Origin of the sequence: Romboutsia ilealis, assembly GCF_900015215.1 — a bacterium.
GTDB classification, from domain to species: Bacteria; Bacillota; Clostridia; order Peptostreptococcales; family Peptostreptococcaceae; genus Romboutsia; species Romboutsia ilealis.
In genome coordinates this window covers 1,624,272-1,637,779 of record NZ_LN555523.1, presented here as the reverse complement: position 1 = coordinate 1,637,779, position 13,508 = coordinate 1,624,272, and the positions used below count along the sequence as shown (strand labels likewise).

General features: G+C 27.2%; 20 protein-coding genes. 16 read left to right on the top strand and 4 right to left on the bottom strand.

The annotated features are described in order from the left end of the window. Positions 1–7: 7 nt before the first annotated feature. The 7 genes from CRIB_RS07665 to CRIB_RS07635 all read left to right on the top strand — a co-directional run bounded on the left by CRIB_RS07665 (position 8) and on the right by CRIB_RS07635 (position 6,723). Positions 8–1,237, top strand: a complete 1,230-nt coding sequence (locus tag CRIB_RS07665; RefSeq protein WP_180701800.1) for a hypothetical protein — start codon at positions 8–10, stop codon at positions 1,235–1,237. Further along, positions 1,234–2,340: a glycosyltransferase family 4 protein gene (locus CRIB_RS07660; protein ID WP_243633490.1), complete on the top strand. Its 1,107-nt coding sequence runs from the start codon at positions 1,234–1,236 to the stop codon at positions 2,338–2,340. The genes CRIB_RS07665 and CRIB_RS07660 overlap by 4 nt, the downstream gene beginning before the upstream one ends. A gap of 15 nt (positions 2,341–2,355) precedes the next feature. Beyond that, on the top strand, positions 2,356–3,405 hold the full coding sequence (locus CRIB_RS07655) for an acyltransferase (protein ID WP_180701799.1): 1,050 nt from the start codon (positions 2,356–2,358) through the stop codon (positions 3,403–3,405). A 464-nt stretch (positions 3,406–3,869) separates the two neighbouring features. Further along, entirely contained in the window at positions 3,870–4,181 is a 312-nt protein-coding gene (locus tag CRIB_RS07650) for a hypothetical protein (RefSeq protein ID WP_180701798.1), read from the top strand. After that, positions 4,178–5,095, top strand: a complete 918-nt coding sequence (gene galU / locus CRIB_RS07645) for a UTP--glucose-1-phosphate uridylyltransferase GalU (RefSeq protein WP_180701797.1) — start codon at positions 4,178–4,180, stop codon at positions 5,093–5,095. The genes CRIB_RS07650 and galU overlap by 4 nt, the downstream gene beginning before the upstream one ends. 113 nt (positions 5,096–5,208) lie before the next feature. Continuing rightward, complete coding sequence (gene galE / locus CRIB_RS07640; RefSeq protein WP_180701796.1) at positions 5,209–6,213, top strand: UDP-glucose 4-epimerase GalE; 1,005 nt, start codon at positions 5,209–5,211, stop codon at positions 6,211–6,213. Between the two features lie 60 nt (positions 6,214–6,273). Continuing rightward, positions 6,274–6,723 carry a VanZ family protein gene (locus tag CRIB_RS07635; RefSeq protein WP_180701795.1) on the top strand — a complete coding sequence of 150 codons (450 nt, stop codon included), beginning with the start codon at positions 6,274–6,276 and terminating at the stop codon, positions 6,721–6,723. Here the strand turns inward: CRIB_RS07635 and CRIB_RS07630 are convergent. Further along, positions 6,716–7,252 carry a VanZ family protein gene (locus CRIB_RS07630; protein ID WP_180701794.1) on the bottom strand — a complete coding sequence of 179 codons (537 nt, stop codon included), beginning with the start codon at positions 7,250–7,252 and terminating at the stop codon, positions 6,716–6,718. The genes CRIB_RS07635 and CRIB_RS07630 overlap by 8 nt on opposite strands. A gap of 627 nt (positions 7,253–7,879) precedes the next feature. On the opposite strand from CRIB_RS07630, the gene CRIB_RS07625 reads away from it, so the two are divergent. The 8 genes from CRIB_RS07625 to CRIB_RS07590 are packed head-to-tail and all read left to right on the top strand — an operon-like array spanning position 7,880 to position 11,804. Further along, the gene (locus CRIB_RS07625) at positions 7,880–8,263 is read left to right on the top strand and encodes an IS630 transposase-related protein (protein ID WP_207204143.1); all 384 of its coding nucleotides are present in this window, start codon (positions 7,880–7,882) and stop codon (positions 8,261–8,263) included. Beyond that, entirely contained in the window at positions 8,260–8,766 is a 507-nt protein-coding gene (locus tag CRIB_RS07620; protein WP_180703652.1) for an IS630 family transposase, read from the top strand. Before CRIB_RS07625 ends, CRIB_RS07620 begins: the two co-directional genes overlap by 4 nt. Positions 8,767–8,810: 44 nt before the next feature. Next, complete coding sequence (locus CRIB_RS07615) at positions 8,811–9,026, top strand: helix-turn-helix transcriptional regulator (RefSeq protein ID WP_180701793.1); 216 nt, start codon at positions 8,811–8,813, stop codon at positions 9,024–9,026. Positions 9,027–9,053: 27 nt separating this feature from the next. Beyond that, positions 9,054–9,842 carry a phage antirepressor gene (locus CRIB_RS07610; RefSeq protein WP_180701792.1) on the top strand — a complete coding sequence of 263 codons (789 nt, stop codon included), beginning with the start codon at positions 9,054–9,056 and terminating at the stop codon, positions 9,840–9,842. Next, positions 9,817–10,218 carry a hypothetical protein gene (locus CRIB_RS07605; RefSeq protein ID WP_180701791.1) on the top strand — a complete coding sequence of 134 codons (402 nt, stop codon included), beginning with the start codon at positions 9,817–9,819 and terminating at the stop codon, positions 10,216–10,218. The genes CRIB_RS07610 and CRIB_RS07605 overlap by 26 nt, the downstream gene beginning before the upstream one ends. A 2-nt stretch (positions 10,219–10,220) precedes the next feature. Further along, positions 10,221–10,877, top strand: a complete 657-nt coding sequence (locus CRIB_RS07600) for a hypothetical protein (RefSeq protein WP_180701790.1) — start codon at positions 10,221–10,223, stop codon at positions 10,875–10,877. Then, positions 10,759–11,541: an ATP-binding protein gene (locus CRIB_RS07595; protein WP_243633488.1), complete on the top strand. Its 783-nt coding sequence runs from the start codon at positions 10,759–10,761 to the stop codon at positions 11,539–11,541. The genes CRIB_RS07600 and CRIB_RS07595 overlap by 119 nt, the downstream gene beginning before the upstream one ends. 8 nt (positions 11,542–11,549) lie before the next feature. After that, complete coding sequence (locus tag CRIB_RS07590) at positions 11,550–11,804, top strand: Mor transcription activator family protein (RefSeq protein WP_180701789.1); 255 nt, start codon at positions 11,550–11,552, stop codon at positions 11,802–11,804. Between the two features lie 15 nt (positions 11,805–11,819). Here CRIB_RS07590 and CRIB_RS12815 read toward each other — a convergent pair whose 3' ends face one another. From CRIB_RS12815 to CRIB_RS07575, 3 genes are all read right to left on the bottom strand, one after another. Further along, complete coding sequence (locus CRIB_RS12815; RefSeq protein WP_180701788.1) at positions 11,820–11,966, bottom strand: YvrJ family protein; 147 nt, start codon at positions 11,964–11,966, stop codon at positions 11,820–11,822. A gap of 3 nt (positions 11,967–11,969) precedes the next feature. Next, positions 11,970–12,197, bottom strand: a complete 228-nt coding sequence (locus CRIB_RS07580) for a DUF2922 domain-containing protein (RefSeq protein ID WP_180701787.1) — start codon at positions 12,195–12,197, stop codon at positions 11,970–11,972. A gap of 143 nt (positions 12,198–12,340) precedes the next feature. Beyond that, on the bottom strand, positions 12,341–12,562 hold the full coding sequence (locus CRIB_RS07575) for a DUF1659 domain-containing protein (RefSeq protein WP_180701786.1): 222 nt from the start codon (positions 12,560–12,562) through the stop codon (positions 12,341–12,343). A gap of 246 nt (positions 12,563–12,808) precedes the next feature. Here CRIB_RS07575 and CRIB_RS07570 point away from each other — a divergent pair, with 246 nt between their 5' ends. Further along, complete coding sequence (locus CRIB_RS07570; RefSeq protein ID WP_180701785.1) at positions 12,809–13,471, top strand: N-acetylmuramoyl-L-alanine amidase; 663 nt, start codon at positions 12,809–12,811, stop codon at positions 13,469–13,471. The last annotated feature ends 37 nt before the right edge of the window (positions 13,472–13,508 follow it).

Sequence of the window (13,508 nt, the reverse complement as noted above, 5' to 3'; positions counted from 1 at the left end):
GGTTTAAATGATAGCAAAAGAAAGCAGTATAAGTAATAAAGATAAAATTATACTAATATCATTATTTTATTTTATGATATTTCAAAATGTATTAGAAAATTATTTTAATATATTTGGAATTTTAGATGAGGCTATGAGTGCAGCAATTGTGATAATAGCTATAATAAATATTTTATCTAGTAGACGAAAATATGTTATTTGTAAAAATAATAAGAAAATATTAGTTTCAGTATTGGCGTTAATTATAATAGGTATAATTGGGAACTTAAAAACTGATTATCAAACTATGATTCCAGCACTTAAAGATGCAGTTTGTGTACTTAAAGGAATAATTACATATGTATTTATACCATTATGCTTATCAAATCTTAATTTAGATGAGTACTTAACTACTATGAATAACCATCTTAAATTTATTACAGGATTGGTATTTCTAACAGTAATTGCGAACTTACTATTTGATATTTTTCCATATTATGAAATTAGATTTGGGATAAAATCACAACAAATATTTTTTACCCATCCAACTTATTTAGCTAGTTTTTCTGTAATAATTATAATTTTATTAAGTGTTAATTTAAGAGAACATGAAGAAAATAAAAAATATATAATACTGATGTTATTAGTTTTAGCTAGTACATTAAGATTTAAATCAATAGCTTTTATACCTATATATATGTATTTATATTATATAGTTTTTAAAAAGCAAAGAAAATTGCAGTTACTTGATGTAGGAATATTATGCGTATTAGGTGGAGTATTTGCTATATCACAAGTAATGGAATATTTTAATAATCCTGATTGGGCAAGAAATGTTTTAACTATGAATTCGTTAAATATAGCTAAGGATAATTTCCCTATAGGTACTGGTTTTGGAACTTATGCAAGTTGGGCTTCAGGAGAAAGCTATTCGAATATTTATTATGATTATAATATTAGTACAACTTGGGGAATAAGTCCTGATTTTTATGAGTTTATTGCTGATACATTTTGGCCTATGATAATTGGACAATTTGGAGTTTTAGGATTAGGAATATATATATATATACTGTTAAGAATATATAAAAATATTATAAACAATGATAATTTAGATTATTATTTTGGACAAATATTAGCATTACTATACCTTATTATTTTAAGTATTGCAGAAGCTAGTTTTTCAGGGCCAATAGTAGTAGTTTATATGGCTTTAATAGCAGTATTAGGAAATAAAAAAATTGGGAGACTGAGATTATGAAAATAGCAATGATTGGTCAAAAAGGAGTTCCATCTAGATCGGGTGGAGTTGAAATACATGTTGAAGAAATTGGAGCTAGATTAGCTAAAAGTAATAATGAGGTTACTGTATATTGTAGAAAATCATATTGTGATGAAATAAAAGAAAATCATAGAGGTATTAATTTAAAATATATACCATCTATAAATACTAAACATTTAGATGCAATAACTTATACCCTTTTAGCTTCTTTAGATGCGGCAAGAAGTAAATATGATGTTGTTCATTACCATGCACTTGGACCATCTTTATTATCATTTATACCTAGAATGTTTGGTAAAAAAGTTGTATGTACAGTACATGGATTAGATTGGCAACGTGAAAAATGGGGAAAGGTAGCTAAAAAGGCTCTTAAGCTTGGCGAGCTTGCTACTGCAAAGTTTCCTCATAAAACAATAAGTGTATCAGAGTCTATATCTAATTATTACAATGAAACATATAATAATGACACTATATTTGTTCCAAATGGTATAGATGAGAAAATTAGTATAGAAGCAAGTGAAATAATTGAAAAATATGGATTACATAAAGATGAATACATATTATTCTTAGCTAGATTAGTTCCAGAAAAGGGAGTTCATTATTTAATTGAAGCTTATAATAAGTTAAATACAAATAAAAAATTGATTATAGCAGGTGGTTCGAGCCATTCAGATGACTATGTTAATAAGGTTAATGAAATGGCAAAGGAAAATCCTAATATTATCATGACAGGATTTGTAAATGGAAATCTTCTTGAAGAATTATTTAGTAATGCATATATGTATGTATTGCCATCTGAAATAGAAGGTTTACCGATAAGTTTATTAGAAGCTATGAGTTACGGTCATTGCTGTTTAGTAAGTGATATAGAACAAAACTTAGAAGTTATCCAGTCATACGGTTATTCATTTGAAAGTAAAAACTCTGATGATTTATATGAAAAATTAAAAGAACTTTTAGATAATGAAAATAAAATACTAGATGTTAGATCAAAGGTTAAAGAATATGTAAATAACAAGTATAACTGGGATAAAGTTAGTGAAGATACGGAAAAAGCATATAAAGCTTTAAAAAGTAAGTAATGGGGATATAATAATATGACAAAAAAAAGAGACTACTCAATGGATTTATTAAAGTTTTTAGCTAGTTTTGGTGTAGTTATGATTCATGTTGATGCTAATTTTAGACAAGGTGAATTTGTAAAAAATACTACAGCATGGGATTTATCTCTAGCTATAAATTTATTAACTAAATGGTGTATACCGATATTTATAATGATAAGTGGATATTACTTATTAAATAGCAGTAAAGAGATTGATTATAATACTTTTTTAAAGAAGAGATTTAAGAAAGTACTATTACCTTTTATTGTATGGTCAATTATCTACAATTTATATTATCAATACATAAGTAGTGGAATAAGTATAAAATGGACAGCTTTAGGATTAATAAAAAATATATTAGGATATCCAACTGCAGCTCCATTATGGTTTTTATATCCATTATTAGGATTATATTTAATGATGCCTATATTTAAAGGTATAGTAGATAAGATAGATTTTAAAATAATTGTTATAATAATTGGATTTTCAATTGTAATAAAAACTATATCCCCTTTTACAGATATGGTATTGAATGGTTCTATGAACTATTGGAATGATGTACCGATAGCGAGTAGTACATTTGCAATATATTTTATTTTAGGTGGATATTTAGGAAGAATAAATATACCTACAAATTTAAGATCATTACTATATGTAGTAACTGCAATAGTGTTTGTTGGAGGATTTATAGCAACATATAAAGTTCCATTTATATATGATAGAAGTTTAGAAGTTACTTTAGATATAGGGGCAATTAATAATATGTTATTATGTATTAGCTTATTTGTAATAGCTCAAAATATGAAGTTTAAAAAACTTTCAAATTCATCTATATTTACAGGATTTGTGGGTATATTATCTACAGTGAATTTCGGAGTTTTTTTATTCCATCCCATAGTTATAGATTTAGTTAAATCAAAGTTTTTAGGAGCTTCAGGAGATTTAATATGGATATTACTAGCACAAGGTATAATAGTTTATGTAGTTACTTCTATAGTAGTTTATATAATTAAGAAAGTACCGCTAGTTAAAGAAATTGTATAATGGGTAAAAGGAGAGAAAGTATGGTTTTACAAGTTTAGTTTTTTTATTTTTACCTGTAACATTAGGATTATACTATTTAGTTGGTGAAAAATTAAAAATACTAGATTTATATTATATAATTTTGATAAAGTATTTAAATTGAATATAAATATACCGTATATTGCACTTCTTTTAGGGATATCATTCTTTACATTCCAGGCATTAAGTTATGTTATAGACATATAAGAAAGATATTGAACCACAAACTAATATATTAGATTTAGCTTTATATAGTAGTTTATTTCCACAGTTAGTTGCAGGAGCTATAGTTGGGTATCAAACAATAAATGAACAAATCAATAAAAGACAATATTCTATTGAAAAGTTTGGATAATGATGGAAATGAATTTAGAAAAGCTCATCATAGAAAAATATTTGCTACATACACAAATGAATAAAAATTAATTCATGCAGGTCCATATACCATGGACCATTTAAATTGTAAAATTATAAATAGTAAGCCTATTATAGACAAGAAGATATTAATTTATAGAGATTCATATCATTCTGCTATGAGTTGGATGATATCAGATATATTTAGAGAAGTTGAAGTTGTAGACCAAAGACAGATAAATAAGATAAATTTAACTTCAGCGCAAGTAGTTGAAAATACTGATGGCGATATAGTCTTATTTATATTTAATGATTTAAGTTTTAAAGATATGATAAATCAATTAGATTCTGATGCAAAAATAAAACTTGATTATATTAAGGAAATTGATAGGAGAAGAGTATGAAGCAAACAGTAAGAAAGGCAATAATACCAGCAGCAGGACTGGGAACAAGATTTTTACCTGCAACAAAATCACAACCAAAAGAAATGCTTCCAATAGTAGACAAACCAACACTACAATACATAATAGAAGAAGCAATAGAATCTGGAATAGAAGAAATACTAATAGTAACAGGACGTAGCAAAAAAAGTATAGAGGATCATTTTGACCGTTCTGTAGAGCTTGAATTAGAGCTTGAGCAGAAGGGTAAAAAAGAAATGCTTAAAATGGTTCAAGATATATCAAACATGGTAAACATCCATTACATACGTCAAAAAGAACCAAAAGGGCTAGGGCATGCAATACACTGTGCAAAAAGCTTTATCGGAAATGAGCCATTTGCAGTACTTCTTGGAGATGATATAGTAGATGCTAAAACTCCTTGTCTAAAACAACTTATAAATGCATACGATGAATACAAAACATCAGTACTTGGTGTACAAAAAGTAGCTAAAAATGATACTGATAAGTATGGAATACTTGATGTTAAACACATAGAAGATAGAGTATACAAAGTAAAAGACATGGTTGAAAAGCCAAACGTTGAAGATGCTCCATCAAATATAGCAATATTAGGAAGATACATAATAACACCTGCTATATTTGATATACTTGAAAATCAAGAACCAGGTAAAGGCGGAGAAATACAATTAACTGATGCATTAAAAACATTAGCTTCTCATGAAGCTATATATGCTTATGATTTTGAAGGAAGAAGATACGATGTAGGGGACAAGTTAGGATTCTTAGAAGCTACAGTAGACTTTGCATTAAAAAGACCAGAGCTTAGAGATGGACTTATAGAGTTTTTAAAAAGTAAAGCTACTAACCCAGAGTTTAAAGAAGTACAGGAAGAAGTAGCAGTTACTGGAGAATAGTTATATAAACAAGCCATAGTTTTAATGCTATGGCTTAAGTACTGTAAAAATTAATAAAAGAAAATATAATATTTTCAAGGAAATAATTTATAAATATTAGAAAGAGGTACATTATGAGCATATTAATAATAGGTGGAGCTGGATATATAGGAAGTCATACAGTTAAATATTTTTTAGAACAAAATGAAGATATAATAGTAGTGGATAATCTATTAACAGGACACAAAGAAGCAATTTTAACTGATAAATTTTATAACTGTGATATAAGAGATAAAGAAAATTTAGATAAAGTATTTAAAGAAAATAATATAGAAGCTGTAATACACTTTGCTGCAAACTCATTAGTTGGAGAAAGTATGGTAAAGCCATATGAATATTACCATAATAATGTATATGGTATGATGTGTTTATTAGATGTTATGAAGGAAAATAATGTGGATAAAATAGTATTTTCTTCAACAGCGGCAACTTATGGAGAGCCTAAAAACATACCTATAATGGAAGATGATGAAACAAATCCAACAAATACATATGGTGAAACTAAGCTTGCTATGGAAAAAATGATGAAGTGGTTTGACAATGCTTATGGTACTAAGTATGTTTCTTTAAGATACTTTAATGCAGCAGGTGCATATTTTGATGGAAGTATAGGCGAAGATCATAAAACAGAAACACATTTAATACCTTTAATACTTCAAGTTCCATTAGGAAAGAGAAGTCATATAAGTATATTTGGGAATGATTATGATACTAAGGATGGTACTTGTATAAGAGATTATATACATGTTATGGATTTAGCATCTGCTCATTATAAGGCTTTAGAGTATTTAAGAAAAGGTAATGATAGTGATATATTTAATTTAGGTAATGGAAATGGATATTCTGTTAAAGAGGTTATAGATGTAGCTAGAAAGGTTACTAATTTTGATATATGTGCTGTTGAAGAGCCAAGAAGAAGTGGAGATCCAGCGGTTTTAATAGCTAGTAGTGAAAAAGCTAAGAGTGTGCTTGGTTGGAAGCCAGAGTTTGATTCTTTAGAAAAGATTATAGAGGATGCTTGGAATTGGCATAAAAATAATATTAATGGATATACAACAGTTATAGATAATATCAAATAAAAGAATATTATATAATAGGGCTCCTTTTAAGGAGTCTATTATTATTAAAAGGAGAGGTATATGAGGAAGAAGAGCTGTATTTTACTTGTTGTATTATGGATGGGATTTATTTTTTACATGTCTCATCAACCAGCAAAAATATCATCTGTACAGTCTGATAATGTAATGCATGTTATAAAGAAGGTTTCTAAAAGCGAAGGAATTAAAAATAATATAAATAGCTTCACTGTAAGAAAGGGAGCTCATATGTTTTTATTTGGTGTTCTTGGTATATTATTTTTTGGAAGTGTGTACAATGGCGATAATATATTAAAATCTGTATTTATAGCATTATTGTTAGCATTTTTATACGCTTGTAGTGATGAGTACCATCAAACCTTTGTTGTTGGAAGAAGTGGGCAGTTTAATGATGTTTTAATTGATTTTAGTGGAGCTTTTATTGGGGTTTTAATAGTTAGTTTAATTGTCAAGTTGAATATATTTAAGAAAAAAATACAGATTACTAAGTAGTCTGTATTTTTTTTAGTTTGTTATTAAATTTTGAGAACAATATATTATATATGATGATACCTAGATATCCACCAAAAGTATTTAAAATTATATCGTCAATATCACAAAATCTATATGGAATAAAACCTTGGATAAATTCTATACCTAAAGTCATAATAAGTACAGCTAAAAGAGTTTTAGTTTTATTTTTTTCGAACTTAATGTATATAAAAAATCCAAAAGGAATAAATAAAACTATATTACCTATAACGTTATAGATAAATTGTCCTAATGGATATTCAAAAAGCATTTTTAAGATTATTTTAAATGGAACTATATTAAATATTTCAAATCCTTCAAATTTATATCCAAGTCTTATTGGAAATAATGTTAATGATATTATAAATAGTATAGATAAAAATAAGAAAAGATTTAAAATTTCTGATTTATAGTTTATTGAAATCTTTTTTATGTACTTGTATATGGTTGAAATTCCTAAATATAAAAATGTTACTCCTAATAATATTAAACTTGAAAATTCTATTACCAATTTAACACCTCTTGATTATATTAATTTTACTTATCATAGAGTATTAACAAAAAATAGAAATATATAATTAAAAATATAAAAAAATACACCCCTAAGGGTGTATTTTTTCGTCGGCGAATTTTAAGCAACGGATGTGACCGAAGCGTTAGCTAGCGTCATATCGTTGGCGACATGAGCGTAGCGAATTTTAAGCAACGGATATGACCGAAGCGTTAGCTAGCGTCATATCGTTGGCGATATGAGCGTAGCGATTTTTTAAATCGTATTATATATGCTCAAAATATATAATGTTTATGGATTAAACGATTTAATAATCTAACAATATACAATAAAATTATACTAAAATCTACAATGAATAACAATCTTTATCGTACGACAAAAAACTACAAAAAAACACTTTGTAAACTTATAGAAATTGAAATATTTTTAGTAATAGAATTTATATTATGATCTCTATGAGCAACACTAATATTATTCATTTATCATATTAAAAATATTACAAAAATGAATAATTTATTATGATTTTTGATAAATTGTGTCAAAATTTTTTTATAAATTAGGAAAACTGTTTACATCAAATATATATAAACGTTAAGATATATAGTAACCTAACTTTTAAATAATAGTATGCAATATATCAAAAAAGTTAATAAAACTAATATGAGTTATGATATAAAATTTAAACAACGAGTAATTGAATATAGAGAAGAAGGACACACTTTCAAGGAAACTTGTAAAGTATTTAAAATATCTGAAACAACACTAATAAGATGGATAAACAAAAAAAAGGAAGGGAAATTAGGCGAAGTAAAAATAAGAGTTAGAAAACCAAAAAAGATTTGTCCAGAACAATTAGTTAAATATATAGAACAGTATCCAGATGCATACTTATATGAGATAGCAGAAGAATTCAATTGTAGTGATGTGGCTATATTTAAAGCACTTAAGAAACTAAATATAACACGAAAAAAAAGACAACTTTATACAAGGAGCAATGCAAAGAAAAAATAAAAAAATATTTAAATGAAATAAAATATTTTAAAGAAGAAGATATAGTATACATTGATGAAACAGGGATACAAGGATATATTTATAGAGAATATGCTAGAGCCGTAAGAGGTAAAAAGGTTTATGACAAAATACCTGGCAAAAAGTATAAAAGAATAAATATAGTAGCAGGAAAATGTGTAGATAAGATAATCTCTCCTTTAGTATACGATAAAATAATGGATAGTGAGTTTTTTGAAAAATGGTTCAAAGAAATGTTTTTAAAAGAAGTAGAAGAAAACAAAGTTATTGTAATGGATAATGCAACATTTCATTGTAAAAGTAGACTATATGAATTATGCAAGAATGCTAACAAAAATCTAAAATTAATATTTTTACCACCATATTCTCCAGATTTAAATCCAATAGAAAAGTACTGGGCAGTATTAAAAAAGAAGTTGAAAAAAATAGTTAAAAATAACATAAGTTTAGAAGAAACTATTTACCAACTTTTTAAAGTTAATTGACTATAAATATAAACAAGAAATAAATCAAATAGGGGTGGACATAATTGAATTTAAATTTATTAAAGAGAACAAGAATGTATAAAGGCTATCAACAATATGAAGTTGCTGATGGTATAGGACTTACAAGGCAAACTTATAATTATAAGGAAAATGGGAAAAGTTCTTTTAATATTGATGAGCTTACTAGAATTGTTTTATTTTTAAATTTGACTTTTAACGAGGTTAATGAGATTTTTTTTGATAATGTAATTTCTAAATAGCAAATATTAAAAATTGGAGGGATAAACTTGAAGGGATTAAAGATTTTTACTAATGAGGATTTTGGGGATGTTGCAGTTATAAGTATTGACAATAAGCCTTATTTTGAAGGTATTAAAGTTGCAAGGATTTTAGGTTATAAAAATCCTAATGATGCTATAAAAAGACATTGTAAATACCCTGGTATCGTGTTTCACGATACCAGGGTACAAACTGGAAGAAGAAGGGATGGAACAGAGAGTTTTCAAATTGTTCAAAGGGCTTTTATAAGTGAGGGGAATTTATATCGTCTTATTGTTAAGTCTAAGAAAGAAGAGGCTGAAAAGTTTGAGTCTTGGGTTATGGATGAGGTTTTACCTTCTATAAGAAATGATGGTGGATATGTAAATGATGAGACTTTTTTAGTTAAGGTTTTAGATTCTTATATAAAGCAAAAGACTTATTGTGAAAAGCTTATAAATGATTTGAATAATTATAAGCCATATATAAATATTGGGCAAACTGTTGCACAAAGTGATGATAGTATAAGTATTGGTGCTTTTGCAAAGCTTTTAAATAGTTTGGGGTTAGATATTGGACGCAATAGGTTGTTTCAGTGGTTTAGGGATAATGGCTATATTATGAAGCAAAATGGTGAAAATCAGCCAAAGCAATTATATATAGATATGGGTTTATTTAAAACTAGACAAATGGCTATTACAACTTCTGAGGGGATAGCTATAAAGGTTACAACTTATGTAACTGGTAAGGGTCAGTTATATTTTATTAAAAAATTAAAGGGGGATTTTTTAGATGAAGAGGTTTGTGGATATTTTTAAGAGTAACAAAGAGGATTTAAATAGTTGTAATTTGCCTTTTGGAAGTGATGATTGTGGCAAGTTTTTAAGAAAGACTTATGCAAATAGTATTAATGAAACTATTATATTAGATGAAAGTTTGTATGAATGTATAGAGGAATATGATGAAATAGTTTCAAGTATATCTAAGCTTGAAAGCAGGAAAAGGGTTATAGAGCATAAGCTTCAAAGTAATTTAAAGGAATATGAAATAGGATTTTGCAAGGAAAGAAAGATAACTTGGAAAAGTGTTACTAAAACTAGTGTAGATACTAAAAAATTAAGAGAAGACCTTCCTGAGGTTGTTGATGGATATTTAAAAACATCAACTAGTAGAGTGTTTAGGATTGGGAGGTAGTTATGGCAATTTACAGACATGTTCATGTTGAGTTTTGGAAGGATCCAAAGGTGTTAGAGGAGTTAACACCTGAGGACAAGTTATTTTTTATATATCTTTTGACAAATCCAAATACTACTCAAATTGGGGTTTATAAGATTACTAAAAAGCAAATTGCCTTTGAATTAGGTTTTTCTATAGAAAGTGTTAATGTTTTGATGGATAGGTTTATTAATAATTATGGGCTTATTAAGTACAATAATGACACTCGTGAGATATGTCTTAAGAATTGGGGAAAGTATAATTTGAATAAGTTAGGAAAACCAATGTTAGATTGTGTTAGAAGTGAACTTAAAAATGTTGATGATAAGTCTTTACTTGAGTTTATAAAGCCAAGTATTTCAAAGGATGAGATAGTTTCTTTATTTGATGAGGCAATTTATTTAGATAAAGTAAATGATAAAGATAACCATAAGTATAACGATAGGTATACTTTAAGTACACAAAATAAAAAAGAAAAAGAAAATAAAAAAGAAAATAAAAATATAGGGGAAAAGTCAAATGGAAGCGACATTAAAACAACTAGAGAATTCAAACATACCGTATTATATGAAGAAGAGAATGAGTACATTTATAAAAAGCCAAGTGAAGAACAACTTAGATACGCAAGAGAGTTATAAATGTAATAAGTGTAAGGATAGAACTTTTATATTAATTGATGATGAAGCAGTTCCTTGTGAGTGTAGATATTTAAGAGAAGTTGAAAGTATTTTAAAACATAGTGGTATAAGTATGGAGTTTTCTAAAAAGACTTTCGATAATTTTGATTATTCAAGAAATGCTTTTGCTGTAAATATTTATACTCTTGCAAAATGTTATGCTAATTCTTTTAAAGATATTGAGAAAGAAAGATGTAATTCAGTACTTTTTATGGGACAATCAGGTTGTGGTAAGACTCATTTATCTTTGGCAATTGCTAATACTTTTATGAAAAATGGTATTGGTGTTGTTTATATGAATTACAGGGAGGATATGACATATATTAAGCAAAATATTTTGGACTCTGAGATTTATAATAAGTATTTAAATAGATATAAAAATGCTAGGGTACTTTTAATTGATGATTTATTTAAAGGTAATATTACACCATCAGATATTAATATTATCTTTGAAATTATAAATTACAGGTATTTTAATAATAAGCCGATAATTGTAAGTACTGAAAAGTATAAAAGTGATTTGTTAAAAATTGATGAGGCTATTGGCAGCAGGATATTAGAAATGTGTGACAAGTTTAATATTTCGGTTAGGGGTAAGGGACTTAATTATAGAATTTATGGATAGGTGATTTTATGTTAGAGAATTTAACTGTTAAAGATATTCCTGGTAGATATAAAGAATTGGTGGATAATATTGGTATTGAAGGGTTTAAGTATTTAGTTCAAATGCATGGTGGTACTTTATTTTATGTTCCAACTTTTGAGACGGTTAATAAGTTATATAGAAACAGAAAGATTAGGGAAAGTTTTAGGGGAGATTATAATGAAACTGCTAAAAGATTTGGTATGAGCAGAACTCAGATTTATAATATTATTAACGAAAAATAAGAGGGAAAATCCCTCTTATTTTATTATATTTATATTGTTTGAAAGCTTGTTTATACTATCTGTAAGGCTATTTAGTTTTCCTTCAATTCTAATTAGTAAGTACATACTAATAGCTATAGGAAATCCTACATTAGCCACAAGAGTTTGTAAACTTGAGTCCATATTTTATAATGCTAAATCATAGTCAGTAGTATCAGTTTGAACAACCTTAGCTGAAACTGCTGATACTAAAGAGCCACCATTAGGTGAGAATATATCTTTTTCTATTATAGTATTCATAGCTTCCTTTATTTCAGTTTCTGTTAAATCCTCTCTTGGGTTGTCTACTGTGATAGACACCTTTTTATCATCTGATGATTTAAAAGTCATAAGTAATTTTGTTTTTATTTCCATAATATTTTACCTCCTTATACTATGCTAATGTTGTATTATCAATTTAAGCAACGGATATAACTGCAGCGGTAGCAAAGTTATATCGTTGGCGCCATCAACCTTAAATAAGATTATGATTATTTAATTTATAAACAAAATAAAATTTAGGCCAATGTTGTGTTTTCAATTTTAACTACTTCAAGTACTGGAAATTCTTGAAGTCCTTCTAATGCAGTTGCAACGTCATATATTGCTTGAGAAGTTGCTTCAGGTTTAATGTTTGAGTAAGTTTTAGATTTTACTTTAGTTTTGTTTGTAATCTCATCTTTTCCTAAATCAAATTTCATTCTTAGTGAAGTTGGATTTTTACCTTCTGTAACTGACATATTTATTACCTCCTAAAAAATATTTTTATATGATATAAAGCATTTAAATCACACATCACTCAAGTAAAGTAAGTGTCATGTCGCTGTCGCTATGAGTGAAGCGAACTTTATATTTATATAATAAGAGAAATAGTTAAACATTTGATTATACAAAATTTATAAAAAATATTTTATTTAAATATTGATAACTTATGAAGGTATAATTAAAAATGAAGTATTTAAAAAAATAAATAATGGGGGATTACTATGAAAAAGTTAGTTGTAGATTTAGGTCATGGTGGACATGATCCAGGGGCAGTAGGTAAAGGTGGTACTAAGGAGTCAGAGGTTGTATTAAAAATTGGAAAGTATTTAGAATCTATGTTAAAGGAAGTTGATTTGGATGTTAGGTTTACCAGAATGTCTGATAAATATGTTTCTTTAGGTGATAGGGTAGAGTTTGCTAATAATTTTGGTGCTGATTATTTTTTATCTATTCATATTAATTCTGCTAGCGATAGTAGTGTTAGAGGTGTGGAAGTTTGGCAGTATAATAATGATGATAAGAATCTTAATGAGTTTTGTAGTAGTTTGTGTAATGAAATTAGTGGTATTTTTAATATTAGAAATAGAGGAATGAAGTTAAGTAAAAGTTTATATGTGTTAAAAAATACTTCTATGAAAGCAGCTTTACTTGAGGTGGATTTTATATCTAATAGTTTTTGTGAGAAAGATTTAAATAATGAGAATAATCTTAAGGCTGTTGCTAGGGTAATTAAGGATAATGTTTTGAAGTTGTATAATATTAAAACTAGTGAGCCTATATTATATAAGGTGTGTATAGGTGCTTATATGGATAAGTCTAATGCTATAAGTTGTATGAATACAGCTAAAAGCAAGGGATTTAGTGATGCATATATAATATTTTGAGCAACGGATGTGACCGAAGCGGTAGCGAGTGTCATAT

Coding starts and splice junctions, on each gene's coding strand:
- CRIB_RS07590 (WP_180701789.1), top strand. CDS start 11,550: ATGTTAGAGAATTTAACTGTTAAAGATATTCCTGGTAGATATAAAGAA.
- CRIB_RS12815 (WP_180701788.1), bottom strand. CDS start 11,966: ATGGACTCAAGTTTACAAACTCTTGTGGCTAATGTAGGATTTCCTATA.
- CRIB_RS07580 (WP_180701787.1), bottom strand. CDS start 12,197: ATGGAAATAAAAACAAAATTACTTATGACTTTTAAATCATCAGATGAT.
- CRIB_RS07625 (WP_207204143.1), top strand. CDS start 7,880: ATGCAATATATCAAAAAAGTTAATAAAACTAATATGAGTTATGATATA.
- CRIB_RS07575 (WP_180701786.1), bottom strand. CDS start 12,562: ATGTCAGTTACAGAAGGTAAAAATCCAACTTCACTAAGAATGAAATTT.
- CRIB_RS07665 (WP_180701800.1), top strand. CDS start 8: ATGATAGCAAAAGAAAGCAGTATAAGTAATAAAGATAAAATTATACTA.
- CRIB_RS07660 (WP_243633490.1), top strand. CDS start 1,234: ATGAAAATAGCAATGATTGGTCAAAAAGGAGTTCCATCTAGATCGGGT.
- CRIB_RS07650 (WP_180701798.1), top strand. CDS start 3,870: ATGGACCATTTAAATTGTAAAATTATAAATAGTAAGCCTATTATAGAC.
- CRIB_RS07570 (WP_180701785.1), top strand. CDS start 12,809: ATGAAAAAGTTAGTTGTAGATTTAGGTCATGGTGGACATGATCCAGGG.
- CRIB_RS07655 (WP_180701799.1), top strand. CDS start 2,356: ATGACAAAAAAAAGAGACTACTCAATGGATTTATTAAAGTTTTTAGCT.
- CRIB_RS07595 (WP_243633488.1), top strand. CDS start 10,759: ATGGAAGCGACATTAAAACAACTAGAGAATTCAAACATACCGTATTAT.
- CRIB_RS07600 (WP_180701790.1), top strand. CDS start 10,221: ATGGCAATTTACAGACATGTTCATGTTGAGTTTTGGAAGGATCCAAAG.
- galU (WP_180701797.1), top strand. CDS start 4,178: ATGAAGCAAACAGTAAGAAAGGCAATAATACCAGCAGCAGGACTGGGA.
- galE (WP_180701796.1), top strand. CDS start 5,209: ATGAGCATATTAATAATAGGTGGAGCTGGATATATAGGAAGTCATACA.
- CRIB_RS07635 (WP_180701795.1), top strand. CDS start 6,274: ATGAGGAAGAAGAGCTGTATTTTACTTGTTGTATTATGGATGGGATTT.
- CRIB_RS07605 (WP_180701791.1), top strand. CDS start 9,817: ATGAAGAGGTTTGTGGATATTTTTAAGAGTAACAAAGAGGATTTAAAT.